This is a genomic window from Lachnospiraceae bacterium oral taxon 500 (assembly GCA_002999035.1).
GTDB lineage: Bacteria > Bacillota > Clostridia > Lachnospirales > Vallitaleaceae > W11650.
The window spans coordinates 294,178-320,139 of record CP027241.1 but is presented as its reverse complement, the minus strand read 5'-3'; the positions used below and the strand labels follow the sequence as shown (position 1 = coordinate 320,139).

Genomic DNA, 25,962 nt, shown 5'->3' with positions numbered 1-25,962 from the left:
CAGGCATATAGTAAAAACCCTGTCAGTTTTTTATTGGCATTTTCCCACTCAATATGCTATAATGTTGCGTAATAAGGCGTGAGTGCAGCCGTTTTGTTAAAAGGAGCGTCATGCTTGCATGTAAGCGCCTTTTAACGAAGCCGGCTATAAGAGCGGCGAAGCGGAGAGAAAATCCGGAGGATTTTCTCTTGCAGTCACGCCGAACTCCGAAAGTGAGTGCAGGGTGTGAGAAAAGGAGCGTCATGCTTGCATGTAAGCGCCTTTTAACAAAGCTGGCTATAAGAGCGGCGAAGCGGAGAGAAAATCCGGAGGATTTTCTCATGCGAGCACGCCGAACACCGAAAGTGAGTGCAGGGTGTGAGAAAAAGGAGCGTCATGCTTGCATGTAAGCGCCTTTTAACGAAGCCGGCTATAAGAGCGGCGAAGCGGAGAGAAAATCCGGAAGATTTTCTCATGCAGGCACGCCGAACACCGAAAGTGAGTGCAGGATATGAGTAAAAGGAGCGTCAGGCGTGTTGCCTTTTACGAGCAGCTTATAATATAATTTAAGGAAGGAACTACTGTGAAAGAAGAACTACAGCAGCGGGTCATGTCCGCTGATTATGAAAAGATTTTGACCGGGCTGCGGGAAAAACTGGAAAATATGGCCGCAGAAAAAGGCCGGCCCATTCAATATCATATCACCACCTACGGCTGTCTGATGAACGAGCACGATTCGGAAAAGCTGCGGGGGATTTTGGAAAATATCGGCTGCCGGCCGGCGGCAAGTGACGAGCAGGCCGATATTATTGTTTATAATACCTGCGCTATTCGCGACGGTGCCGAGCAAAAGGTATATGGCCGGCTCGGCTATTTAAAGACACTGAAGCGGCAAAGGCCGGATGTTTTGATTGCCCTGTGCGGCTGTATGACGCAGCAGCAAACAGTGCTGGACAAGATCAAAAAAACCTATCGGCATGTTGACATCGTATTCGGCACCCATAATATTTATATGTTTGCCGAGCTTTTGACGGCCAGACTGGAAAGCGGCGGACAGATTATTGATATTTGGCCGGAGCATCAGGAAATCGTGGAAGACCTGCCGATTCGGCGGGATAATCCATATAAAGCCAGCGTCAATATTATGTATGGCTGCAATAATTACTGCGCCTTTTGTATCGTGCCCTATGTCCGGGGCAGGGAGCGTTCCCGGCCGTCAGCGGATATTGTGGCCGAGGTGGAAAAGCTAATTGCCGAGGGAGTCGTGGAAATCATGCTGCTGGGGCAAAATGTCAATTCCTATGGTCGGGGACTGGCCGAGGATATCAATTTTACCGGTCTGCTGCGTAGGCTCGAGGAGGTTCCCGGCTTAAAACGGCTGCGCTTTATGACTTCGCATCCGAAAGACTTAAGCGATGAATTGATTGATTTTATCGGCAGCAGCCAAAAGCTGTGTCCGCAGTTTCACCTGCCGATGCAGTCCGGCTCTGATAAGGTGTTAAAGGAAATGAACCGGCGCTACACCAAGGCGCATTTTATGGAATTGGTGGCGAAACTTCGCCGGGCCAGACCGGACATTGCCATCAGTACGGATATTATCGTTGGGTTTCCCGGGGAAACGGAAGAAGACTTTGCCCAAACATTGGAAGTGGCTGAAAAAGCGGAGTTTGATATGGCCTATACCTTTCTTTACTCGCCGCGGACAGGAACGAAGGCAGCCGCCCGGGTGGATCAAATCCCGGAAGCGGTCAGCAAGGAGCGCTTTGGGCGACTGCTGAAAATCGTGAATCAAAATATTCACAAAAAATCGACGGCGCTGCTGGGAACGGTTCAGCCGGTTTTAGCCGAGGCCATTGGCGAGAACGGAAAAATCAGGGGCAGATTAAATAATAATCACCTGATTCATTTTGACGGGGATTCTGCGCTGCTGGGGCAGATTGTCGACGTTAAGGTCACAAGGGCCAGAACATTTTACTTAATGGGAGAGATGATCAGTTATGGATAAAACAAAGCTGACACCGATGATGCAGCAATATTTCACGCTGAAAGAGGAATATACCGACTGCATTTTATTTTTTCGCTTAGGCGATTTTTATGAAATGTTTTTTGAGGACGCTAAGACCGCCAGCCGGGAGCTGGAAATTGCACTGACCGGCAGGGACTGCGGCATGGAGGAAAAAGCGCCGATGTGCGGCGTGCCCTATCACGCAGTGGATAATTATTTGTACCGCTTGGTCGGGAAGGGCTACAAGGTGGCGATCTGCGAGCAGGTCGAAGATCCGGCAGCGGCCAAGGGCATTGTCCGGCGCGAGGTCGTGCGGATTGTTACGCCGGGGACGAACCTAAATCCGGACAACTTGGATGAAACCAAAAACAATTATATTTTTTGCCTGATTGCCTATGGCGGCAGCTATGGTATTGCTTATACCGATATTTCTACCGGCGATTTTCGGACGACACAGGCACACAGCTTTGAGCAGGCAGTGGAAGAAATCGCCAAGGTGGCACCGGCTGAGCTTTTGCTCCAGACGGACATGCAGCAGGATTCGGATTTTATGCAGAGAGTAACCGGCCGGCAGCATATCTTTGTAACGACCAAAGAAGATTATTTTTTTGATTTGGCGGCTTGCCGGCAGGTGATTGAAAAGCATTTCGGCGTTTTGACGCTGGAGGGCATCGGCAATTTGGAACCGGCTCATCAAATCGCTTCGGGAGCGCTGCTGCGTTATACCGGCGATACCCAAAAGGGGAATATCAGCCAAATCAGCCATATTGAGGTTTATCAACCCAGTCAATATATGCTGCTTGACCCGGCCACCCGGCGCAATCTCGAACTGACGGAAACCATGCGCGATAAAGATAAGCGCGGCTCGCTCCTATGGGTGCTGGATAAGACGAGGACCGCGATGGGCGCTCGGATGCTTCGTTTTTTCATTGAGCAGCCGCTGCTGGACCAAGCATTGATTGAGGCGCGGCTGTCAGCGGTTGAGGAATTGAAAAATGCGCCCTTTTTTTTGGCGGAACTGCGGGAACTCTTAGAGCCGATTTATGATTTGGAGCGGCTGATGGCCAAGCTGATTGCCAAAACTGCGAATCCCAGAGATTTACTTGCCTTTAAAAATTCACTGGCAATGCTGCCGCATATTAAGAACCTGCTGGCTGAGGCCAAATGCGAGGCCTTGGCCGGCCTCCGGCAGGAACTGGATGTTTTGGAGGATTTATGGCAAAAAATCGAGGCCGGGATTGCGGAGGATGCGCCGATTTCCTCCAAGGAGGGCGGCGTAATTAAGCCAGGTTACCATCAAAAGGTGGATCAGTACCGTTTAGCCTCGACACAGGGCAAGACTTGGCTGCTGGAGTTGGAGCAAAAGGAAAAGGAAGCAACCGGGATTAAAAACCTGAAAATTAAGTATAACCGAGTGTTCGGCTATTATCTGGAGGTCACCAATTCCTATGCGCAGCTGGTGCCGGAGCGTTATATCCGGCGGCAGACGACGGCCAACGCCGAGCGCTATGTTACCGAAGAACTCAAGAAAATGGAAGAAACGATTTTGGGGGCGGAGGAAAAGCGACTGGCCCTTGAGTATGAGTTGTTTCAGGAGATTCGTGATACCTGCGCTGGTCAGAGCCGGCGGATTAAGCAGACGGCGGCACGGGTTGCGGCGTTGGACGCTTACCAGTCCTTGGCCTATGTGGCGGCGCAGCAAAATTATATTCGGCCGGCATTTAACCGGCAAGGCAAAACGGAGATTGCCGACGGGCGGCATCCGGTGATTGAGAAAATGCTGCCGGAAAATGAGTTTATCGTTAATTCAGCCAGCTTAAGCCGGACGGAACATTTACTGATTATTACCGGGCCGAATATGGCGGGCAAATCGACATATATGCGCCAGATCGCGCTGATTCAGCTAATGGCGCAAATCGGCAGCTTTGTTCCGGCGGCAAGTGCGACGCTGGGCATTGTAGACCGGATATTTACCAGAGTGGGTGCCTCGGACGATCTATCCTCGGGCAAATCAACTTTTATGGTGGAAATGGCGGAAACCGCTAATATTTTGCGGAATGCTACGCCGGACAGTTTGGTAATTTTAGATGAAATCGGGCGGGGAACTTCGACTTATGATGGCCTCAGCATTGCCTGGGCAGTGGTTGAATATTTGGCCAGCCGTCAGCTTTCCGGTGCCAAGACGCTTTTTGCCACGCATTACCATGAGCTGACGGAGCTGGAGGGCAAGATTGACGGCGTGGTTAATTACTGCATTTCGGTAGCGGAGCGAGGCGAAGATATTATTTTTCTGCGTAAAATCATTCGGGGCGGCGCTGATAAAAGCTATGGGATTCAGGTGGCGCGCTTAGCCGGAGTTCCTTATGTGGTGGTGCAGCGGGCCAGAGAAATATTGGCGGAGTTATCGGCAGCCGATATTGCCGCTCAGCGGGAGATTAAGCCGCAAAACTTGGCTTTTAGAGCGCCGGCCGGTATGCAGCTGGATTTGTTCGGCGATGAGGATTATTTGGCGGAAATCAAGGCCTTGGAGCTGGATGATATGATGCCCAAAGCGGCGTGGGAGTTTTTAAGCCGGCTGCAGCAGCGGCTGAAAAAATAGGGGCAGTGCTTGGGCGGAGGCTTTCCACTGAACATACGATGCCGATGGTCAACCGAACCAAGGGAAGAGAAATCGCCGGTGCACGGGGATGTTAGGCAATGGTGATGTCACCGGCTGAAAAGAAGACAATGCCGGCTGCATACATAAGTAGAAGCGGGCGGTATTTTGGCCAGGAGAAAAACCGGTAAGAAACGTGATTAGAATTTAATTTTACAATTTATGAATTTGTGTTATACTATTACTCGACTTTAGGAATAAACGAAAAGGATAAAAAGGAGAACATTATGGCAAAAAGAGGCGGCTTTCCGGGAGCGATGCCGGGAAATCAGGCAAACTTAATGAAGCAAGTGCAAAGAATGCAGAAGCAGATGGAAACCATGCAGGAGGAGATTGAAAACAAGGAGTTTGAAGCGGCAGTCGGCGGCGGAGCGGTCAAAGCCACGGTCAACGGCAAAAAAGAATTAAAAGCCATTGAATTATCTCCGTCGGCGGTTGACCCGGAAGATATTGAAATGTTACAGGATTTGATTGTGGCGGCGGTCAATGAAGCCGTCCGCAAAGCCGAAACCGAGATGAACGAGGAAATGTCTAAACTGACCGGCGGACTGAACCTGCCGGGCGGATTGGGAGGCTTATTCTAATGGATTACTATGGGAAATATTTTTCCCGCTTGATCGAACAATTTACAAGACTGCCGGGCATAGGCTATAAAAGTGCCCGGCGGCTGGCTTTTTATGTAATTGCCATGACGGACGAGCAGGCCGAGGAGTTTGCGCAGGCGATTGTCGAGGCAAAAAAAAATACCGCCTATTGCCGGGAATGTTTTACGATTACCGACGAGGAGATTTGTCCGATTTGCGCATCCGGTAAAAGAGAGCGAACAACCATCATGGTGGTGGAGGAAACAAAGGATCTGGTCGCCTATGAAAAAACCGGCCGTTATCAGGGGCTGTACCATGTGCTGGGCGGCGTGATTTCGCCGATGCTGGGCATTGGGCCGGCGGATTTGCGGACGAAGGAACTGCTCACTCGCTTAGGCAGTCAAAATGTGGAAGAAGTTATTTTAGCGACCGGCTCGACGGTCGAGGGCGAAGCAACGGCGATTTACTTGAGTAAATTACTAAAGCCTTTGGGTGTCCGGGTCACGCGGATTGCCAACGGTGTGCCGGTGGGCGGCGATTTGGAATATGTTGATGAAATGACCTTAGCCAGAGCGCTGGAAGGCCGAACGGAAATATAAGGGAATTTCAAGAAAGAAGGTTGAAGATTTGAAGAAAAGAGCTTTGATTTGCAGTATTGCGATAGTGCTGTTGATTTTTTGGACAGGGGGGCAGATTTCGGCGGCAACACCGACGGCGCAGGTTTATGCCGGCAATCAGCTGCGGACATTAGGGGTCTTAAAAGGCAGCGGCGATGGTTCTTTGCACCTGGAAAATAATATCACCAGAGCCGAGGTGGCGACGATTATGGTTCGGATTTTAACGGAAAGCCCGGTAGTTAATCCGGAAACGAAGGCTTTTTCCGATCTTTCCAGCCGGCACTGGGGCTGGAATTATATTCAAAAAGCCTATCAAATCGGCATTATTCAAGGTTATTCCGACGGGAGCTTTGCGCCGGAGAATAAAATCAGCTATGCTGAGGTGCTGACGATTATGGTCAATGCCTTGGGGCAAAAGGACAATTTAAACCCGGAGCTGAACTGGCCGGAAAATTATATCGCTAAGGCAAAGGAACTGGGCATTGTTCCGGCCGGCGGGAATACGCCGATGGATAAGATTATTACCCGGGGAGAAATGGCGCTGATTGTTTGGGATACGATTTTGGTGAAAAAATAAATGGAAGATAATTATTTAACAATTGGTAAAGTGCCGGAAAAATTATTAAGCCGCTGGGTCTTTTCCGCGCCGGCGGCGGAGCGGCCGGAAGTGCTGCAAGGCCCCGGACTGGGCGAGGATTGCGCGGCGGTCGAGTTGGCGGCCGGAGAAATCCTGATTTTATCGACGGATCCGATTACGGCGACGGAGGAAAATATCGGCTATTTGGCCGTTCATGTGACGCTTAACGATTTGGCGGCGGCGGGAGCTGCACCGATCGGGCTGATGGCAACGATTCTTTTGCCGCCGAATTATCCAGAGAGCCGGCTGGAGCAAATTTTTATGGAGCTGCGGCAGACGGCGGCGGCGCAGGATTTGGCGATTTTGGGCGGACATACCGAGGTAACGGACGCGGTTAGCCGGGCGGTGGTGTCGATTGCCGGGGTAGGCAAGATCAGAAAAGAGAAAGCCCTGCTGCATAAGACCATGCAGGCGGGCGACAGTATTGTGATGACTAAGTACGCCGGCTTAGAGGGCACAGCGATTTTGGCCAAAGCGAAGGCAGCTGAGCTAAGCGGTCGTTTTGGCACTGACTTTATCCGGCGGGCGCAGACACTGGATCGGTTTTTATCGGTGTTGCCGGAGTCCCAAACAGCGATGAACTGTGATGCGGCCGGGTTAAAAGCGATGCATGATATCACTGAGGGCGGCGTGCTGGGTGCGCTATGGGAATTGGCGGCTAAAGCCGATATGGGGCTTGAGGCCGATTTGACGGCCGTGCCGATTCTTCGGGAAACGATTGAAATTAGTGAATTTTTTGATATCAATCCGTATAAACTCATCAGCAGTGGGGCGATGCTGATGATTGCCGAAAACGGCGGGGATTTAGTAGAAGCGCTGACAGCCGCCGAGATTCCGGCTAAGGTAATCGGCCGGCTTTTGCCGTCCAAAGAGAGAGTGGCCTGCTATGCCGGTATCCGGCAAGCCATTTTACCGCCGGCGGCCGATGAAATTTATAAGGTGCTGTAAGTTTATCTTATTTTATGGAATTTCATAGAGATGAACCGGATGCGGAAACGATAAAAATATTTTTATAGGACTTACTCAACTTTCCCGTGTTCTGCAAAACTGGAATACTCTTTTTTATTTATTTGCTCGTGAAATGTCTTATTTGTGTTTATTCCTAGGCTGTTTGGCTGGATGGGAAACAAGGGCGGAAAAAATTGAGTTATGTCGCAGATGAAAGTTAAAATTAGGGAGGCTTTAAATGGAAGCAAAGAAAACTACCAGAAAAAAGAAGTTTGATAAGCAGATTGAGCTGCTCAATATTTTGGAAAATGACGCCAGACGGAGCGTCAAGGATTTGGCGGAAATGCTGGCGGAAAATGAGGATGATATTGCCGCACAGCTGACGGAAATGGAAAAGAAAAAGGTGATTTGCGGTTATCATACCCTGATTGACTGGGAAAAAACCTCCAGCGAGCGGGTGACGGCCTTAATTCAGGTCAGCGTTACGCCGCAGCGGGGCAAGGGCTTTGATAAGATTGCCGAGCGGATTTACCGCTTTGATGAAGTGCGCTCGGTGTATTTGATGTCGGGCGGCTATGATTTTACGGTGATTGTTGAGGGTACAACCATGAAAGAAGTGGCGATGTTTGTAGCGAAACGTTTGGCACCACTTGATTCGGTGACGGCGACGGCCACACATCTGATTTTAAAGCGCTACAAGGACTACGGAACGGTACTTGAGCCGGATCAAAAAGGCGGCAGAATGGCGGTAACACTATAATGAAAGAATTAAATCAAACTGCACTGCATATGAAACCATCGGGTATCCGAAAGTTTTTTGATATTGTTCTGCAAATGAAAGATGCCATCAGTCTGGGTGTGGGCGAACCGGACTTTGAAACGCCGTGGCATATCCGTGAGGAGGGCATTGCCGCCTTAGAGAGCGGATATACCTTTTATACGGCTAATGCCGGGCTGGCTGAACTGCGTGAGGAAATCTGTAATTATCAAAAACGTCGCTTTGGCTTGGAGTATGACCCGGAAAGCGAATGTCTGGTTACGGTCGGCGGCAGTGAGGGGCTGGATATCATGCTGCGGACGCTGCTGAATCCCGGCGATGAGTTTTTGGTAGTCGAGCCGTCGTTTGTTTGCTATCAGCCTTGTACGGCGATGACCGGAGCTGTTCCGGTGCCGATTGCCACCAAAGAGGAAAATAATTTTAAAATCACAGCGGCCGAGATTCGGGAGAAGATTACGCCTAAAACCAAAGGGATTATTTTGTCCTTTCCCAATAACCCGACTGGTGCGATTATGACCCGCAAAGAATTGGAAGAAGTCGCAGAGGTGATCAAAGAGCATGACCTGTATGTCATTTCCGATGAGATTTACGCCGAGCTGACCTATGCGGGCAAGCACTTTTCAATTGCGGCGCTGCCGGGCATGAAAGAGCGGACAATTGTGATTAACGGCTTTTCCAAGGCTTATGCCATGACCGGCTGGCGGCTGGGTTATACCTTAGCGCCAGCAGGAATTACGGCGGTAGCCAAGAAAATCCACCAATACGCCATTATGTGTTCGCCGACCGTCAGCCAGTATGCCGGGGTGGAAGCGGCTCGCAACGGCGATGCGGATATTGAGAAAATGAAGGAGGCCTATAATCAGAGGCGGCGCTTTTTGGTGCAGTCTTTCCGGGAAATGGGATTGGCCTGCTTTGAGCCGGAGGGAGCTTTTTATGTTTTTCCGTCGATTCAGGAAACGGGACTGACCAGTGAGGAATTTGCCCTGAAATTATTGGAGGAGCAAAAGGTGGCAGTTGTTCCCGGCAATGCATTCGGTGACAGCGGCGAGGGTTTTATCCGCTGCTCGTATGCTTACAGCATTGATGAACTGAAAATTGCGGTGCAGCGGATCGGCAAGTTTGTGGAAAAATATAATTTAAAACCGAAAAAATCGGTTTAGAAGAAAGCGCAGCTTCCCATCAAACGGCGGTCAGCGAAATGCCGCCGTTTGGTGATGTTACGGATGGCGGGAGTTCGGAAAAATAGGATTAAGGGAGACATGATGAACATTGTTTTATTGGAGCCGGAGATTCCGGATAATACCGGCAATATCGGCCGGACCTGCGTGGCAACGGGGTTGAGCCTGCATTTAATCAAACCGCTGGGCTTTGATATTTCCGAAAAGGCGGTCCGGCGGGCGGGGCTGGATTACTGGAAGGATTTGGAGCTGAAGGTTTATGAAAATTACGATGATTTTTTACGGCAAAATGATAATCCGCCGGTAATCATGGCGACGACGAAGGCGGAGAAAAAATATACCGATATTAGCTATGACCGGGACTGCTATATTATGTTCGGCAAGGAAAGCAAGGGGATTCCTGAGGAGATTCTGATTCGGGCGCCGCAAAACTGTGTTCGAATTCCGATGCGGGCTGGGTATCGCTCACTGAATTTGTCGAATTCGGTAGCGATTGTGGTGTATGAGGCACTGCGGCAAAATGATTTTTGGGACTTGGAAACGGCAGGCCAGCTTCATCGGCTGCATTGGTAATGCTTAGAGGAACAATTAAGTAAGATTTATTTTTGTCAACGGAACTTGCCCGGTTTCGCAGAACAGTCTTTTTAGGCCGGACGGTCGCGCGTCTGCGAAAAAGCATACAGTGCTTCGACAGGGCTTGTTGTGCGCTGACAATCATTTAACAGAATCCTGGCAGCTTTGACAGGAATATAGGAAAACGGTCAGGGTTAGGTGTTTAGCCGGAAACGGGGCGATGAGCTCCGGCATTTTAAAGAGGAGCGTGGGATAGAAAATGGAAAAAGCGATTTTTACGAATATGTGTATGATTTATGATGGCGATAAGGTTCTGGTGCAGGATCGAAAGGATCCCAAATGGCCGGGGGTGACTTTTCCGGGCGGACATGTTGAGCCGGAGGAGTCATTTATGTTGTCTGCGATTCGGGAGGTCAAAGAGGAAACCGGGCTGGATGTCTGGGATTTGCAGTTTTGCGGGCTGAAGCAATTTACCGATCGGGATAAGGACTATCGCTATGTCGTTTTTTTATATAAAACGGACAGTTTTCGCGGGGAGCTGCGGTCTTCGGAGGAGGGCGAGGTTTTTTGGGTCAACCGGCAGGAATTGTGCCAATACCGGATGGCCAGAAGCTTTGAGCAGATGCTGGAAGTTTTTGAAAATGAAGATGTAACTGAGATTTTTTACTGGCATGATCAGGATGCCGATGAATGGCGTTCAGAAACTGTTTAGTTATTAAGGACAAAGCGATGAAAGCACAAGGGCAGGAAATCTTAGAGGGCAATATATCCAAGGGATTGATTCGCTTGGCGATTCCGATTATGGCCACCTCTTTTTTGGAGATGGCTTATAATCTGACGGATATGTTTTGGATTGGCAATCTGAGCAGCAAGGAAGTAGCGGCGGTCGGGACGGCCGGTTATTTCCCGTGGTTAATGATGGGGCTGGTGACGATTCCCCGAATCGGCGCCGAGGCTTTGATTGCCCGGTCAATCGGTCAAAAAAATGAAGAAAATCGGCGGGGCTATATCGCTGCGGTTTTGCAGATGAGTATTGTTATGGGGCTGCTCTACAGCTTTTTTGTTTATCTGAACAGCGGCTGGCTGCTGAATATTTTTCAGATTAGGGAGACCGATGTGGTGCAAATGGCCGGCCAGTACTTAAAAATTATCGTTTTTGGGCTGATTTTTGCCTTTTTAAACCCGGTTTTTACCGGAACATTCAATGCCCATGGGCAAAGCAAGCTTCCTTTTTATTTTAATACGGCGGGACTGGTGGTCAATATGATTTTAGACCCGATTTTGATTTTCGGCTGGCTGGGGCTGCCGAAGATGGGAGTTGAGGGGGCAGCTTTGGCAACGGTGATTGCCCAAATGACAGTCAGTGTCTGCTTTGTAATTTTTATGCTGCGGAATAAAGATGAATTTTCCCGGATTCCGATTCTGCAAATCAGGTGGAACCGGTGGCGGCGGGTGTTTCTGATCGGTGCTCCGGCAGCGGTACAGGGAGTTTTATTTACTTTGATTTCTGTGGCGCTGGCTCGGATTATTACAGTTTGGGGGGCGGCGGCAATTGCGGTCCAGAAAGTAACTGCCCAGATAGAAGCCATTTCCTGGCGGAGTGCGCAAGGCTTTGGAACGGCGCTGACGGCGTATGTCGGCCAAAATTATGGGGCGCAGAAAAATGAGCGGGTCAAAGCCAGCTATCGCAGTGCGGTTAGCAAGGGAACGGCGATTGGTGTGCTTTCGACCGTACTTTTGGCTTTGTTTCCGCATATTTTACTGGCTCCCTTTTTTTATGAGCCGGAAGTGCTGGAAATGGGGATTCACTGTATGCGGATTATGAGTGTTTGTCAAATGTTTATGAGTGCGGAAATTATTACGGCCGGCGGTTTTAACGGACTGGGGCGGACGCTGCCGCCCTCGATTGTCGGCATTGTTTTTACCGGCATGCGGATTCCGCTGGCCATGCTTTTGGCTTCGTTTATGGGTTTAGACGGAGTGTGGTGGAGCATGACGATTTCCAGCGTGGTCAAAGGTCTGATTTTGCCGAGTTGGTTCTATTTCGGGGCATATCGGAAGTTGAAATAATAATAATTTTAAAGCAAGCCCTTGATGCGGCGGCTGTGTAGGGATCTAAATTTTTTAAATCACGTTGTGCTTCTTTGATATATTCAATCTTATAAGCCATAGCTTTATTCTTCAATTTCAACATCAATGTCATCAAGTTCCTGCGGACGGATTCCCAGAGAAACCATCATTTCTTCTTGGGAAAGCGAGTCGGCAGAGTTGTAGTGAGTCATTCGCCGGTCGGCTTCTTCCCGCTCCAGATAATCGGTTAATGCCTCGATTAAGGTTTCGTACCGGTCAGGGGACATCAAGACACAAGCCGGCCGGTTGTTTTTCATTACTACTTTTGTTCCGCTGGCGGCGACTTCATCAAAAATCCGGCTGGCTTCTCCTTTATTAAATCTGGTAATTGGCACAATGGAACGCATGGCATGGATAACAGATGTTTCATTCATATCAAAAACCTCCTTCGGTTGAGCTGGTGAGCAATTTTAGTTCAATGGATTAAACAGAGTGAACCTAAAAAGTGATTATTATCGTTAAGTTTATTATATAAAAGAAAGAAAAAATGTCAATATTTATATCGACAAATAAATTAGGAAACATATTGATAAATAAAAAGAGATAATCAAATCGAAGAAAAAACGAAAAAAGAATGCTTTTTTGTTATGGAAAGGGGAATAGTGCCATGAAAATTATTTGCTTGGGCGACAGCCTGACTTCCGGAAATGTAGGCTATTCCTATATTCCTTTTTTGGGGAAAGAAATTCAGGCGGTTAACCAGGGCAGAGACGGAGATACCGTCAGAGGTGTATATGGCAGGCTGAAAAAAATGTTCGATAATCCTCAATATAATGCGGTATATATTCTGGGTATTGGCACGAATGATATCCTGCTGCCGTATTTAAGGTCGCTTTCTCCGCTTTGGTTTCTGCCGATGAGCCTGCGCTGTTGGATTAAGAAATGTACTGAGGAAGATACTGAATTTTATCAAGAATATGACCGGCTTTTAAAATGTTTATGCCGGGAAAATAAAAAAGTGATTATTTTTGGCCTACCGTTTATTAATTTGCAGAACTTTCCGCAAGGCCGCTTAATCAAACGAAATGGAATGATTAAGGAATTAGCCGAAAAATATGAATCCCCGTTTATTGACATTTATCAGCTGCAAAAAGAACAAATGGATAGGGACAGGCGAGTTTACAACTGGAAATATGGCTTTCTGTTCCGGGTGGCAGACGCGGTGATCATGACCGTGCTGCCTTTCAGTAAGGACTGGTTTGCTCAAATTCGGGGACTGAAAGTAAGCGTCGATGGGGTTCATTTTAATTCAAAATCAGCTAAGATATTGGCGAAAGAGATAGAAAAGAATATAGCTGCCGGGTAGGAAAACAGTCTTTATAAAATATAAAGTGCAAAAATTATACAACCAAATTTTAGAAGCGGATAAAAACAGCGGAACTGTTTAATCGAACAGTTCCGCTGTTTTTATCCAAGTAGAAATATTTCACATTTCGGCAAATTACAAATGAACTCATGAAGGGATTTTATTTCTTCAAAGTTACCACCGTCACGCCCGCGCCGCCTTCGTTGATATCACCTAAGCGGTAGGATTTGACCCGCGGGTCACGTTTTAAAAACTGGTGTATCTGACTGCGCAGTGCACCGGTGCCTTTGCCGTGAATAATATTCAATTCGTTTAAACTGGATAAGAACACATCATCAATATACTTATCCAGCGCTTCGATGCCGTCCAGCCCATTGTAACCGCGCAGGTCAATGTCCTTGCTGATACTCAGGCTTTTGGCAGTATGCTGGGCGCTGTAACCGGCACGGGGACTGGCCGGCGTTTGCGTCTGACCTTTGGTTTGGGCGGCAATTCGCAAATCAGCCGCGTCAACTGTGGCCGTCATAATCCCTAACTGGACTTTGACTTTGCGGTTAGCGTCCGGCAGGCTGAGCAGAGTGCCGACTTGCTGAAAAGAAGTAACCAAATAGGATTGTCCGACTTTTAAATTTTTCAGATTGATTTTCGGGGCTTGCCGGTTTTGAGCAGCGGCTGCTTCGGCCGCGGCCAGAGCGTCATTCATTTTCTCACGGAGCTTACCGCGCTCGGCTTCTAATTCTTTGACCGGTGTGCCGGCTTTGGCAATCTTATTCATTTGCCGCAGGATTTGGTCGGCTTCGCTCTTGGCTTCGTCTAAAATTCGGTAGGCTTCCTGCCGGGCCTGCTTAATAATTTCACTCTTTTGGGCGTTTAATTTTTCTTTTTGACTTTGCAGCTCTTGATTTAGCTCCGCAACTTCAGCATGGAGTTTTTCCGCCCGCTCTTTTTCTAAGAGCGCTGTCTTGCGGTTCATTTCCAAATCAGTGATTAAATCTTCAAACCGGACTTCCCGGCCGCCGATGAACTCTTCCGCCGCAGTAATGATTTCCGCCGGCAGTCCCAAGCGCTTGGAAATAGCGAAGGCATTACTTTTGCCGGGCACACCGATTAAAAGCCGGTAGGTCGGTTTTAAGGTATTGACATCAAACTCGCAGCTGGCGTTTTCCACGCCGTCGGTCGACAGGGCGTAGACTTTCAGTTCGCTGTAATGGGTGGTCGCGGCTGTTAAAACACCGCGCGCCCGCAAGTTTTCCAAAATTGCCATTGCCAGCGCCGCGCCTTCGACCGGATCTGTGCCGGCGCCCAGTTCATCAAACAGAACCAGTGACCGATAATCGGCTGTTTTTAAAATTTCAACGATATTGACCATATGCGAGGAGAAAGTGGACAGCGACTGCTCAATGCTTTGCTCATCGCCGATATCAGCGTAAACATTTTCCAAAACGGTCAGTTTGGAATGGTCGGCAGCCGGGATATGAAGTCCGGCCTGTCCCATCAGGGAAAGCAGCCCCAGTGTTTTTAATGAAACCGTTTTACCGCCGGTGTTCGGTCCGGTGATAACTAAAGTGCTGAAAGTGTCACCCAGATAAATGGTGGAGGCGACTACACTCTCGGCCGGCAGCAGCGGATGGCGGGCATTTTTCAGGTAAATGGCCGAATCCTCATTAAAAATCGGCTCACTGGCGTCCATTGCCAGCGCCAGTTCCGCCTTGGCAAAGATAAAGTCCAAATGGGTCAAGGCTTCCAGATTAGCGGTCAAAGCGCTGTAATCAAGAGCCGCTGCCGCTGACAGCATGGATAAAATCCGTTCGATTTCACTTTCTTCTTCCGATAAGAGTTGGTTTAATTTATTGTTTAAGTTAATGACGGCCATCGGCTCAACATAAAGAGTGGAGCCGGAGGCGGACTGGTCATGAATCATGCCGGGCACTTCGTTGCGGTACTCGCTCCGAATCGGCAGGCAATAACGATTATTGCGGATGGTAATCAGCGTATCCTGTAAATAACTTTGAATTGACGAGGATTGGAGGAGCTTATTTAATTCGCTTTTGACGCTGGCCTGATTGCTTTTGATGCTGCGCCGGATTTCGGATAGCTTCGGGCTGGCATCGTCCGCCATTTCTTCTTCGGTGACGATGCAGCGGTGAATCTCCCGCTCTAGGGAAGAAAGCGGCTGAAGCTGGCGGAAAAACTCTGCTAAACTAAGACTTTCCCCTTCTTCCTCCAAATCTTTAAAATAAGTAATTGCCCGGCCGGCGGTCAGTAAGAAATCAGCGATATCAAGCAGTTCTTTCATGGACAAAATCGAACCGATCGGCAAGCGCTTCAGCGCCGGCCGAATCTCGTGAAAGCCGCGCAGGGTCAGGCGGCCTTGTTTTAAACTAAGAGAAACGGCTTCAGCGGTGTGTTTCTGCCAAAGCTGAATTTCTGATAAATCAGTTGACGGAGTCAGTGCCAGCGCCATATCGCGCCCGGACGGGCTGATGGTCAGAGCGGCCAAGCGGTCAATAATTTTAGCGTATTCCAATATTTTTAAAGCTTTTGTATTCATAGAGTATCCTTATATGGGTTACAGTTCAGCCAAGCTTAGGAAAAGGTAATGTACGGTTTGTGTTTCGGTGAATTAGGAACGGCTTGTCTGAACGGTAATTTATTTGCGGGGTTAAATAGTGTTTCGATGAATGAATTTATAAAAGGATTGCTGCCAGTCCAAAACAATCGCAGATAATGGCTTCATTATATCGCAAAACAGCCGGAAAAGCAATGCAGCGGCAGATTTTTACTGGAAAATGGGAAAGAGGTAAAATAAAAAGAAATAAGAACAGCAGATTGTGAAATTACAGCTTACCGGCTTTTTGACACTTAAAAAAATTATGAGTATTCATTTGCAAAATTAAAATCTCAAAATAATTCGGTACAAGGATATCAAAACACAAGTTGACATGGTATGTATAATGTGTATAATAGAGATATAAGGAGATGATGCTATGAACATGGTTAGAAAAAATATCACTTTGCCTATTACAGCTTATGAAACTATCAATGATTATGCTAAAAAATGCGGCATGTCCTTTTCTGAATTTTTAAGAGATACCGCCTTAAAAGCGATTGTTAAAAGCGAAAATTTGGGCCTGTTGGAGTATATCAATACAAATTGTGCCTATATGGACAAACACGAACAGGAAGAAATGGAAGCTTTGAATATCGATTTTGATAATTTAAGCGGGAAGGAATTGACTTTAGATGAGCTTTTACAAGGTTAAATATTCAAAGTCCGCTGAAGAATTCATAAAGAAAAACAAGGCGATAGGAATCCGGTTTTTCAAAGCATTCGTAGAATTAGCAGAGGACAAGGAGAATATCCAGTTTTATGATGTGAAAAAGTTCCATTCTAAAAACTATGATGATATTTTCAGGCTGCGAATAGGTGATTATAGGGCTGTCTTTCGTATTGTAGAGAATGAATTACTGGTCTATGTTTTTGATATCGGGTCAAGAGGAGATATCTACAAGAAGCTGAATGCATGATCCAGAAGATTAGGATGTTGCAAAAGAGGGATATCCTTTGAATTCTATTATGGCAAGTATGTCACCTGTTATATTTGCAAGCAGGAATCAGTGAAGAAAGTAAAATTTCCATACAACATTTTCATTTTGTGAAAAGTGGCGTATGCCTTTTGTATAAGGCTTACCGCCGCTCTTTTTTTGCTTTAGTGTCGGAAAGGGGATTTTAACCAAATTGTAATCAAAATTTCTTGTGTAATTTGACGAAAAATGGTAAAATAAAGAGTGATAAGAACAGCAAAATGTAAAAGCGCAGTGTTTGTCATGGGTTGTTTCGGAATGATTTTCTCAAGGCCAGACCATGGTTAAAATGATGAAAGCACTTGAGAATGCGGTAAGATGAGAGTAACTTTTATCAAACATGTGTTAGCAGAATATATTTCTGCAACAAGAAGATAAAAGGGCGAAGGGAGGATAACATTTATGGCGAAACGATTTTTTTCAATTTTTCTGGCTGTAGTGATGCTGGCAGGCTGCGCAGAAGTGGGGGTGCTCAGATTGGGAACGGAAGTATACGCCGCCGAAGTAAGGGGTGGGTATCAGTTGACGCCGGAAAAGCAGGATGATACCGGCGTTAAGGTTGACAGCAGTTTTGTACTGACCGGTAAAGACAGGAAAGTCAGTGCCGACGAAGTCAAGACCGGACTTCAGATTACGCCGGCTGTGCCGTTTACAGCCGAGCAGCAGGCGGACGGGGTAAAGATTATTTTAGGGGAGAAGCTGAAGGAAAACAGCATTTATGCTTTTGCTTTTCAGGAAGCGACCTGGCTGTTTCAGACCGAAACCGAGTTTGCTTTGCAGGCTGTGCTGCCGGCGCACGAGGCAACCGGCGTACCGCTGGACAGTGGGATTGAGTTTTTGTTTTCCGCTCCCGGCGCGGCCGAACCGGAAAAATATATTGAAATTACGCCGACGGTCAAGGGCAAGTTTGAACAAAGAGGGAACCTGACGGTGTTTGTGCCGAGCCAAAGACTGCAGCCCAAGACGGTTTACACGGTAGTTGTCAAGGCCGGTCTGCCGCTGGCCGGATCCGGCAAGGCGCTGACAGCTGATCGGGCCTTTCAGTTTGAAACGGCCCAAAAGGAAAGCATTTTCGGCAACCACGACGACTACGAGTATTTGGACTTCGAGACCTGGCAAAACGAAATCGGCTCCGCGGATCATCCGCGGCTGGAAATGCAGTATTATTCTTCTAAGGACGGGAGAGAAGACAAGATCAAAATAAATCTGGGCGTATATCGTTTTGCCAAGGCAGAGGACTATATCAAGGCTCTCAGCCAAAAGGCAAATACGCCGATATGGACGCGCTACGGCGATGATTTGATCAGCAAAAAGGACTTAAGAAAGGCGGCTGACCTTGACCAAATCGCGGAGTGGAATGAAGACAGCTGGTCTTATCAAATGGAACTGCCGCTGGCGCTGCCGGCCGGTTATTATTTGCTGGAAGCGAAAAAGGGCAGGAACGTGGCTCAGACCTTTTTGCAGGTGACGGATATCAGTAGCTATTACCGTCAGACCGATACGCAGGATGTGCTCTGGCTTCATCAGATCAAGACCGGCAATCTCCTGGCTGATGTTGAGGTGATTTCGTTTGAGACCGCCGATGAGAAAGGCGAAGTGATCACGCCCAAAGAGATTGAGCGGGTAAAGACCGACAAGGACGGTTTGGCGCTCTTGTCGAAAAAAGCAATCGGGCCGGTGGCGCTGCTTTTGCGGAGCGGACAAACCGAAAGCGTGATGTATTACCGGTCGCGGGACTATGAGCCGCTGTACTGGCGGCGTTTCGGTGATAACGGGGACAGCGGCGCGACCCGGTACTGGAAGGTCATGCAGTTAGACCGGAACTTATATCAGCCGTCGGATAAAGTCGGCATTTTCGGCTTTGCCGCGCCCCGCTATGAAAAGGACGGCAATAAAGCGCTCAGCCGGGAAGAAAGGATTAGACAAAGTCGGGAGATTACCAAGGTCACGGCCGAAATTACCCAAAACTACTGGTATTTCTATGGCGGCAATGATAATTCCTTAGTTTACGCCCGACAGGAGCTGCCGGTCAAAGACGGCTTTTACAGCGGCGAGATTGCTCTGCCCAATTTGGCAGAGGGGAGTTACCAGCTGCGGATCAAGCTGGGCGATATGGTTTTGCAGAACCGTTATTTTCAGGTTGAAAATTATGTCAAGCCGGCCTATAAGATTACGATTGAAGCGGATAAGAAAGCGGTTTTTTGGCATGAACCGATTAATTTTACCGTGAATACCCAGTTTTTTGAAGGTACGCCGGTCAGCAATTTAGCTTTTCACTATGCTGTTTACGGTCAAAACGGCCGGGATGGCAACGGCCGGACGGATACGGCCGGTCAGGCGCGCTTTACTTACCAGCCGTCTCAGTCCGGCAGCTGGGGCACTGTCGCTTACTGCGAGGCCAGTGCGTCGGCGACTTTACCTGAGTCGGGCGAGATCAGCGGTCAGGAGAGCTTCCGGGTATTTTTAAAAGATGCTTCTCTGGTGGCGACGGCCAAAAAATCCGGCGATCAGGGGACTTTAAGCGGTGAGGTGCGTGCTATTACTCTGGAGCGCTTAAATAACGGCACGGCCAAGGATGATTACGATTATTTGGCGCAGCCCTTAGCCAATCATCAGGTGACAGCCCAGATTTACCGGAATCAGTGGATCCGCCACGAAAGCGGTCAGCATTATGATTACATCAATAAAGTGGTGATTAAAGACTATGAATGGACGCGAGAGAAAACCCTGCTGGAAACCAGGAAACTGACGACCGACGCGACCGGCCGGTTTAAGTATCAAAGGACTTTGCCCAAAGCGGAGGATGTTTATTATACCGCGGAAATTTCCACGACCGATCAAAGCGACAATTGGCTTGAACAGGAATTATACTTTTGGAATGACCGGGAATGGTACGGCTACCGGCCGGCCGACGACGGCTTTGAGTTGATTAAGGATAAGGACGGCTATCAAATCGGCGATACCGTTCAGCTGCGGTTAATGCATCAGGGCAAGGCAGTCAGTCAAAAGGTGCTGTATCTGACAGCGCAGAGCGGACTGCGGCAGGCCTTTGTCGGCAGCGGCCAGGTTAGTCTGCCGTATACGGCGCAGGAAGCGCCGAGGCTGGATGTGGCGGCTGTTATCTTCGGCGGCTACGCGGCGGAAGAAGCTGACAGCGAGCAAATCCTGTATGATACCGACCAGGCTAAGCTAACCATCAAGGCGACCACCGATAAGGAAAGCTACCGGCCGGGCGAGGAAGTCAAGGTCCTCCTGGAAGTGAAGGACGCAGCCGGAAAGCCCGCTTTAAGCGGCAAGGTGCACCTGAAAGCAATCGATGAGGCGCTGCTGGCCCTATCGAACAAGGAAGAGGACATTTTGCAGGAGCTGTACCGCAGCATTTCCTCCGGCTTGGGGAGTGACTATAGCTCGCATGGCGTTCAGCAAAACTTTTTAGACCGGAACCGAAATGCGGATGTTGTAGCCTTGACCGCCGAAAAGCCGATGATGATGGCGGAAACAAGAATGGATATGGCCAAAAGCGAAAGTTCCGTTCGGGTCAGGGAAAACTTTTTGGATACGGCGGTGTTCCGTTTAGTTGATTTGGATGAAAACGGCAAGGCAGTCTTGAGCTTTCCGCTGCCGGATAATGTTACCTCGTGGCGGGTAATGCTGTCGGCGATCACCGATGATTTGCAGGCCGGGAGCGGCACGCAGAACTTAAAGGTCAGTTTGCCCTTCTTTATCAGCGCCTCGCTGAATACCGAATATTTGCAGGGCGACCAGCTGACGCTGGGCGTGACCGGCTACGGCAGCCAGTTAAAGCCGGATACGGTCATTGAATACCAGGCTTTTGTTGAGGATAAACCGGTGGCTAAGGTCAGCGGTCAGGCCTTTGAGCGGGTCAATTTGCCGTTGCCGGCCTTTCAGACGACGGGCGAGGCGGCGCTGCGGATTGAAGCCAGAGCCGGCAGCGGCCTGGCCGATGCCTTGGGCTATAAGCTGAAGGTGCTGTCCACTTACCATGAAAAAATGACCAGCCAAATCATAGCGGCGGAGAAAGGGATGAAGCTGCCGGCCGGTGAGAAGGGGATGACAACGGTCTGCTTCATTAACCAGGCCAAATCAATGTATATTCCGGCGCTGTATGAGATGAATTATTACTTCGGGGAACGGATTGACCAAAGGCTGACGGCTAAGCTGGCCGGTCAACTGCTGAAAGAGATCCAAGGGCAGGAAACGGAGGTCAATTCGCTGGAGGAGGTGAAGATTTCCGATTACCAGAAGGAAAACGGCGGAATTGCCATTTTGCCTTATGCCGAGGATGATTTGGAAATCACCGTCCAAATGCTGCCGCTGCTGATCGATCCGGCCGACAGCGGAAAGGATTTGACCAATCGCCGGCGGTTGGAGGCATATCTGTCAGGCAAGTTGAAAGAAAAAACCAGTGCCAAGGCGCTGTATGGCTTGGCGGTTTTGCGTCAGCCGATTTTGGAGCAGCTGGCGATGTATGACCGAATCGAAAATCTGTCGATGGAAGAACGCTTATACGTAGGCTTAGCCTACGCCGAGCTGGGCGATACTTACCGGGCAAAACAGATTTATGAGCAATACGTAACGCCGCAGCTGGAAGTTTATGACACGATTGCCTCGCTCCGTCAGGACAATAAGGCAACGAGCTATCAGCTGACCGGGATAGCCATGCTTTTAGCGCAGAAGCTGGGCGATGAAAACGCCGTCAAGATGTTCCAGTTTGAGGTGGATAACGCTTCTGTTTACTACTTTAACGGAGCGCAGAAGCTGTGCTTTATCAAGGCAGCGTTGGGGCAAACGAAGCTGGCGGACAGTCAGGTGACCTACGCTTATCTGGGACAGGAGAAAACCGAAAAGTTAGGCGCTTATCCGGTATCCTTCCGGCTGCCGTCAGTAAAACTCGGCGATTTGCAGATCAAGGCGGTCAGCGGCCAGGTGGATGTGGTTTTGACCTATCCCAAGACCGAGCAGCTAAAGAGCAGCGCCGACAAATATTTGCAGCTGGAGCGCAAATATTTTGTAGGGGATAAGGAAACGACCGAGTTTAAAGAAGGCGATATTGTCCGGATTGAGTTGACCTGGGATATCAGCCCGGACGCGCCGAAGGGGAGCTATCGGATTACCGATTATGTGCCGTCCGGACTTAAGCCGATCCAAAAGGACTTCAGCTTCCTGCGCCGGGAATATTATGATCGTTGGTGGTGGCAGGATATTGAGCAGCAAAAGGTCAGCATTTATGTCGGTTATTGGCGCGAAGACTGGAAACCGGAGGATCGGACGCATACCTACTATGCCCGGGTGGTGTCGCCGGGTGAGTATAAGGCAGAAGCGCCGGTGATGCAGGGAGTGCAGGTCAAAGACCATATCTTTGTCGGCCGGCCGGAAAAGGTAAAAATTTTGAGATTAAAATGAATAAGGGTTAGAACAAACAAAGCGAAATACAATAAAATAAAGTAAAACAAAGCAAAGCAAAGCAAAAGGCGCTGCCGGTGATAAAAACCGGCAGCGCTGTTTGTTGTCCGGTAAACCACTTGTAATTCATTGATGTGTCAACGGGCTACAAGTGTGGATGTTAAGCAAAGGGATATTGCTGATTGACGCCTTCCATAAAAACAAGCTGTTACCGTATCAATCATACTTGAACTTGTGATGCGAAGCCGAGCCAAAAATGATTTACAAACGACAAGCTGAAAAACAAGAATGATTCACAATGTGTTGCGTTTGTGGGTGGAAAATGGTAAAATCAAAGCAAAAAAAGGATATATTTATTCTACAATAAGGAAAAAGATTTAACGATAGAGGGAGGGATAGTTTTCGCCGGATGAAAGCAGAAAATATTTCGGGAAACGAACTGCCAATGCAAAAGCAGGAAAATAGAAAATTAAATCGGAAAGGACACTAAAATGCGATTACGAAAAATAGCCGGTGCCGATGAGGCGGCAGCCGGACATAGCCGGGTTTGGCCGGCGCAGGAAGCAGCGGTAAGGCTGGCTGAGTTTGCCGGCGGCCGGAAGATTTATTTGGAAATCGGTATGGGCAAAGGCGATTTTCTCTTGGGTATGGCGGCCAAATACAGGGAAAGTTTTTTTCTGGGGATGGAGAAGTATTCCTCCGTGCTGATCAAGGCGCTGGCGAAATACGACAAGCTGGAGCCGAAGCCAGATAATATCGGCTTTTTATGGGAGGATGCCAGAGAAATGGACACCTTTTTCCGGCCGGCATCACTGGACGGTATTTATTTGAACTTCTCCGACCCGTGGCCGAAGGAGCGCTATGCCAAAAGGCGTCTGACGGCGCCGGGCTTTTTGAAGCTTTATGCCGGACTGTTAAAGCCGGGGAGTACAGTCGAGTTTAAAACCGATAATGAGGCTTTGTTTCATTTTTCCATAGACAGCTTTGGACAGGATTCAAACTGGGAAATTGAAAAAGTTTATTGGGATTTGCATCGGGAAGTTCCGCCGATAGAAAATGTGATGACCGAGTATGAGAAAAAGTTCTCAGAAAAAGGGCAGCCAATTTATAAACTGACTGCCCGGTTAAAAGTGCCTGTGAAAGCAATGACAATGCTAAACTAATACAAAAAAGTTGTACTTATTCAACATTAACTAAGCTCTCCGCCGCCATATCCGGCATCAACACCTGCTTGCCTGAACTTACGGCATCATGCGGCTGGCGAATTCGTTTAAAAAGGTTAAAGCCAAAAACAAGATAACGCTGCTCCAAAAAGCCCAGTTAAAGGGCGAGGAAGAATCGGTTTCATAAGGCTGGGAAAAAGCATCGACCGGAGCGCCGGAAAAAATTGGCTGTGCCGGCAGTGCCGAGCCGGTTTCGGGATAGTCGGGAGCCATCGGCATATCGGCATCCGCTCGTAACTTGCGGCCGAGAGTTAATTCCAAAACCGTGGGTTTTTGCTTTAAAACACCGCGCTTGCCGTTATAATTAATTAAAAAGATTAAAATAAAAATGGCCAGCGGTAGGGTGATGGCATTCACGCCCAGCAGGGCGATGACATCGTTCAGGTCGGGGACGGTATTGGCTGCTTCGGCCAGTGTACCTTCAGCCAAGGACGACGACAGGAAGTAACTAAGGGAAAAAGTAGTCGCATTCAGCAGGGTATGCATCAGCACGGAGGTGTAAATTGACTCGGTGATCTGAACCACAAAAGCAAACACTGCGCCCAGTACAAAGGCATAAATAAATTGATTGATATTGAGATGGAGCATGCCGAAAAACAGACCGCTGAAAATACAGGCGACATAATAGGGCTTATGCCGGTAATTATTTAATAAAATAAAGCGGGTTGACAGCTCCTCAAAAATTCCGGGACATACCGCCAAAATAAGTAATACCAGGAGGTATGGGGAATCAGTTAAAGACGAAACCGTATCGGCGATTTGATTCCGCACGAAAAACAGGGATAATACATTAAGCAGGGAAACGGTTGGGATCAGGGTCAGAACCAAGACAGCTGACATAGCTAAATTAACGATTCCCGGATTTTTCAGGTACAGGCTGTTTGTCAGAGAGTCCCTTTGGGTCAGGAAATAAATCAATACCGGTCCGAAGACCAAAACCACCTGAGAAAAAACCAAGGGAACGATGGGCGGAAAATCAACGCCCAGACCTTGTACAATACCAAAGACGATGCTGCCGAAAATAATAAATAAAATAGATAAAAAATGATAAATATTAGATTTTTTGGCACTAAACATAATAACTCCTTTACTGAATTGAATGGCCCTAATTATATCAGAAATTTCACAAAAGTAAAGGATTTTCGGCGGATTACTTAAGTTTGCCTGATATATCCTGTTACGGTTCGGCAAGTTGTCGAAATGCTGCACATCAGGAATGCAGCTATGGATGTTTGCTTGAATGATATGCCGTCTAGGGGACGAACCGAAGGAGAACGGATGAGAAGATTATTTGAAATTTTTATAGTGCTTATTTTTTGCGGAGCAAGCTATGTCAGCCATCGGCCGGTGGAAAGCCTGACAGTTTACGGACTGGTCGGGCTTAGTTTTGCCTTGGCTCTGGAACTGGCCAATATGAGCGGCTGGACAAAATGGCGGCAGGCTTTGCTTTGTCTTGGCTTTGCGCTGTTGACGGCGGCTGCGGAACCATTTATCTTTTTTCTGCCGATGGTGCTGTATGCGGCGTTTTCCGGCTTGGGGCTGCCGGCTCTGGCTCTGGGGATTCTTTGGCCGCTGACAGGGAATTGGATGGGACTTTTGCCGGCCGGACTGGCGGTTTATCTAAGTTACCGTTCCGGTCAGTTCCGGGCCTTTACCCGCCAGAATCTGGCCTTATCCGATCAACTTAAGGAAGATATGATTTCACTGGAAAAATATAATGCGAGGCTTCTGGAAAATGAGAGTAAAAGCCGGGAAATTGCAAGGCTTGAGGAAAGAAACAGGATTGCCCGGCAACTCCATGATGCTCTGGGTCACACGATCAGCAGCAGCATTTTGCAGATTGAGGCGCTGAAGCTGACGGAAGCCGAGCCGGCCAAAAAGGAGAGATTACAGCTTTTGCAGGACACTTTGGCTAACGGGATGACCGATATCCGCGGCCAGCTCCGCGGTATGTACGATACCGTTTTTTCGCTGGAACGGAGTTTGGATGAACTGGCGGCGGCGGCACCGGCGGAGATGACGGTTCATGTCGAAAATCAGATTCAAAGCAATCTTTCCTTTGATAAGAAAAAGGACATTTTCAGCATTATTCGGGAGGCACTGACCAATACGATGAAGCATTCCGATGCCGGCAGCTTTACCGTGTTTTTAAAGGAGCAGGGCGGCAATCAAATTCTGCTGCTGTATGATGACGGCGGGCAGGAGCCGGATCAGATGACACTCGGCATGGGACTGACGGGGATGGAAGAAATCGTGCAGAAATACGGCGGGAAAATGAATTACTATTATAAGAATGGATTTTATATTCATATTGTTTTGCCGCCGGAGCGGGTTTAAAG

The 25,962-nt window shown here is 48.5% G+C and carries 21 protein-coding genes; 18 read left to right on the top strand and 3 right to left on the bottom strand.

Features of this window, described 5'->3' with window-relative positions; genetic code table 11:
• Positions 1-110: 110 nt before the first annotated feature.
• From C3V36_01550 to C3V36_01495, 12 genes are all read left to right on the top strand, one after another.
• Complete coding sequence (locus C3V36_01550; GenBank protein AVM68062.1) at positions 111-389, top strand: hypothetical protein; 279 nt, start codon at positions 111-113, stop codon at positions 387-389.
• 173 nt (positions 390-562) lie between these two features.
• Positions 563-1,984 carry a tRNA (N6-isopentenyl adenosine(37)-C2)-methylthiotransferase MiaB gene (gene miaB / locus C3V36_01545; GenBank protein ID AVM68061.1) on the top strand — a complete coding sequence of 474 codons (1,422 nt, stop codon included), beginning with the start codon at positions 563-565 and terminating at the stop codon, positions 1,982-1,984.
• A 16-nt stretch (positions 1,985-2,000) separates the two neighbouring features.
• On the top strand, positions 2,001-4,583 hold the full coding sequence (locus C3V36_01540; protein ID AVM70396.1) for a DNA mismatch repair protein MutS: 2,583 nt from the start codon (positions 2,001-2,003) through the stop codon (positions 4,581-4,583).
• Positions 4,584-4,867: 284 nt separating this feature from the next.
• Positions 4,868-5,224 (top strand): YbaB/EbfC family nucleoid-associated protein, encoded by a 357-nt coding sequence (locus C3V36_01535; protein ID AVM68060.1) that lies wholly within the window; start codon positions 4,868-4,870, stop codon positions 5,222-5,224.
• Positions 5,224-5,823 (top strand): recombination protein RecR, encoded by a 600-nt coding sequence (locus C3V36_01530; protein AVM68059.1) that lies wholly within the window; start codon positions 5,224-5,226, stop codon positions 5,821-5,823. The genes C3V36_01535 and C3V36_01530 overlap by 1 nt, the downstream gene beginning before the upstream one ends.
• Positions 5,824-5,851: 28 nt before the next feature.
• Positions 5,852-6,418, top strand: coding sequence for a hypothetical protein (locus C3V36_01525; GenBank protein AVM68058.1), 567 nt, complete (start codon positions 5,852-5,854; stop codon positions 6,416-6,418).
• Positions 6,419-7,426 carry a hydrogenase maturation factor gene (locus C3V36_01520; GenBank protein AVM68057.1) on the top strand — a complete coding sequence of 336 codons (1,008 nt, stop codon included), beginning with the start codon at positions 6,419-6,421 and terminating at the stop codon, positions 7,424-7,426.
• A 238-nt stretch (positions 7,427-7,664) separates the two neighbouring features.
• On the top strand, positions 7,665-8,186 hold the full coding sequence (locus C3V36_01515) for an AsnC family transcriptional regulator (protein AVM68056.1): 522 nt from the start codon (positions 7,665-7,667) through the stop codon (positions 8,184-8,186).
• The gene (locus C3V36_01510; GenBank protein ID AVM68055.1) at positions 8,186-9,364 is read left to right on the top strand and encodes an aromatic amino acid aminotransferase; all 1,179 of its coding nucleotides are present in this window, start codon (positions 8,186-8,188) and stop codon (positions 9,362-9,364) included. The genes C3V36_01515 and C3V36_01510 overlap by 1 nt, the downstream gene beginning before the upstream one ends.
• Positions 9,365-9,463: 99 nt before the next feature.
• On the top strand, positions 9,464-9,955 hold the full coding sequence (locus C3V36_01505) for a tRNA (uridine(34)/cytosine(34)/5-carboxymethylaminomethyluridine(34)-2'-O)-methyltransferase TrmL (GenBank protein AVM70395.1): 492 nt from the start codon (positions 9,464-9,466) through the stop codon (positions 9,953-9,955).
• Between the two features lie 289 nt (positions 9,956-10,244).
• On the top strand, positions 10,245-10,667 hold the full coding sequence (locus C3V36_01500) for a DNA mismatch repair protein MutT (protein ID AVM70394.1): 423 nt from the start codon (positions 10,245-10,247) through the stop codon (positions 10,665-10,667).
• Complete coding sequence (locus C3V36_01495) at positions 10,646-12,025, top strand: MATE family efflux transporter (GenBank protein AVM68054.1); 1,380 nt, start codon at positions 10,646-10,648, stop codon at positions 12,023-12,025. Before C3V36_01500 ends, C3V36_01495 begins: the two co-directional genes overlap by 22 nt.
• A 104-nt stretch (positions 12,026-12,129) precedes the next feature.
• On the opposite strand, the gene C3V36_01490 is transcribed toward C3V36_01495, so the two are convergent.
• On the bottom strand, positions 12,130-12,459 hold the full coding sequence (locus C3V36_01490; protein ID AVM68053.1) for a prevent-host-death protein: 330 nt from the start codon (positions 12,457-12,459) through the stop codon (positions 12,130-12,132).
• A 233-nt stretch (positions 12,460-12,692) separates the two neighbouring features.
• Here C3V36_01490 and C3V36_01485 point away from each other — a divergent pair, with 233 nt between their 5' ends.
• On the top strand, positions 12,693-13,391 hold the full coding sequence (locus tag C3V36_01485) for a GDSL family lipase (protein ID AVM68052.1): 699 nt from the start codon (positions 12,693-12,695) through the stop codon (positions 13,389-13,391).
• A gap of 160 nt (positions 13,392-13,551) precedes the next feature.
• On the opposite strand, the gene C3V36_01480 is transcribed toward C3V36_01485, so the two are convergent.
• A complete protein-coding gene (locus C3V36_01480) occupies positions 13,552-15,942 on the bottom strand; it encodes an endonuclease MutS2 (protein ID AVM68051.1) in 2,391 nt (796 codons plus the stop codon).
• Positions 15,943-16,378: 436 nt separating this feature from the next.
• Between C3V36_01480 and C3V36_01475 the strand changes: the two genes are divergently transcribed.
• From C3V36_01475 to trmB, 4 genes are all read left to right on the top strand, one after another.
• The gene (locus tag C3V36_01475; protein AVM68050.1) at positions 16,379-16,654 is read left to right on the top strand and encodes a hypothetical protein; all 276 of its coding nucleotides are present in this window, start codon (positions 16,379-16,381) and stop codon (positions 16,652-16,654) included.
• Positions 16,635-16,919: a hypothetical protein gene (locus tag C3V36_01470; GenBank protein ID AVM68049.1), complete on the top strand. Its 285-nt coding sequence runs from the start codon at positions 16,635-16,637 to the stop codon at positions 16,917-16,919. The genes C3V36_01475 and C3V36_01470 overlap by 20 nt, the downstream gene beginning before the upstream one ends.
• A 459-nt stretch (positions 16,920-17,378) precedes the next feature.
• The gene (locus C3V36_01465; protein AVM68048.1) at positions 17,379-22,400 is read left to right on the top strand and encodes a hypothetical protein; all 5,022 of its coding nucleotides are present in this window, start codon (positions 17,379-17,381) and stop codon (positions 22,398-22,400) included.
• Positions 22,401-22,891: 491 nt separating this feature from the next.
• Positions 22,892-23,563 carry a tRNA (guanosine(46)-N7)-methyltransferase TrmB gene (gene trmB / locus C3V36_01460; GenBank protein ID AVM68047.1) on the top strand — a complete coding sequence of 224 codons (672 nt, stop codon included), beginning with the start codon at positions 22,892-22,894 and terminating at the stop codon, positions 23,561-23,563.
• 78 nt (positions 23,564-23,641) lie between these two features.
• On the opposite strand, the gene C3V36_01455 is transcribed toward trmB, so the two are convergent.
• Complete coding sequence (locus tag C3V36_01455) at positions 23,642-24,700, bottom strand: hypothetical protein (GenBank protein AVM68046.1); 1,059 nt, start codon at positions 24,698-24,700, stop codon at positions 23,642-23,644.
• A 123-nt stretch (positions 24,701-24,823) separates the two neighbouring features.
• Here C3V36_01455 and C3V36_01450 point away from each other — a divergent pair, with 123 nt between their 5' ends.
• Entirely contained in the window at positions 24,824-25,960 is a 1,137-nt protein-coding gene (locus C3V36_01450) for a hypothetical protein (GenBank protein ID AVM68045.1), read from the top strand.
• Positions 25,961-25,962 lie beyond the last annotated feature (2 nt).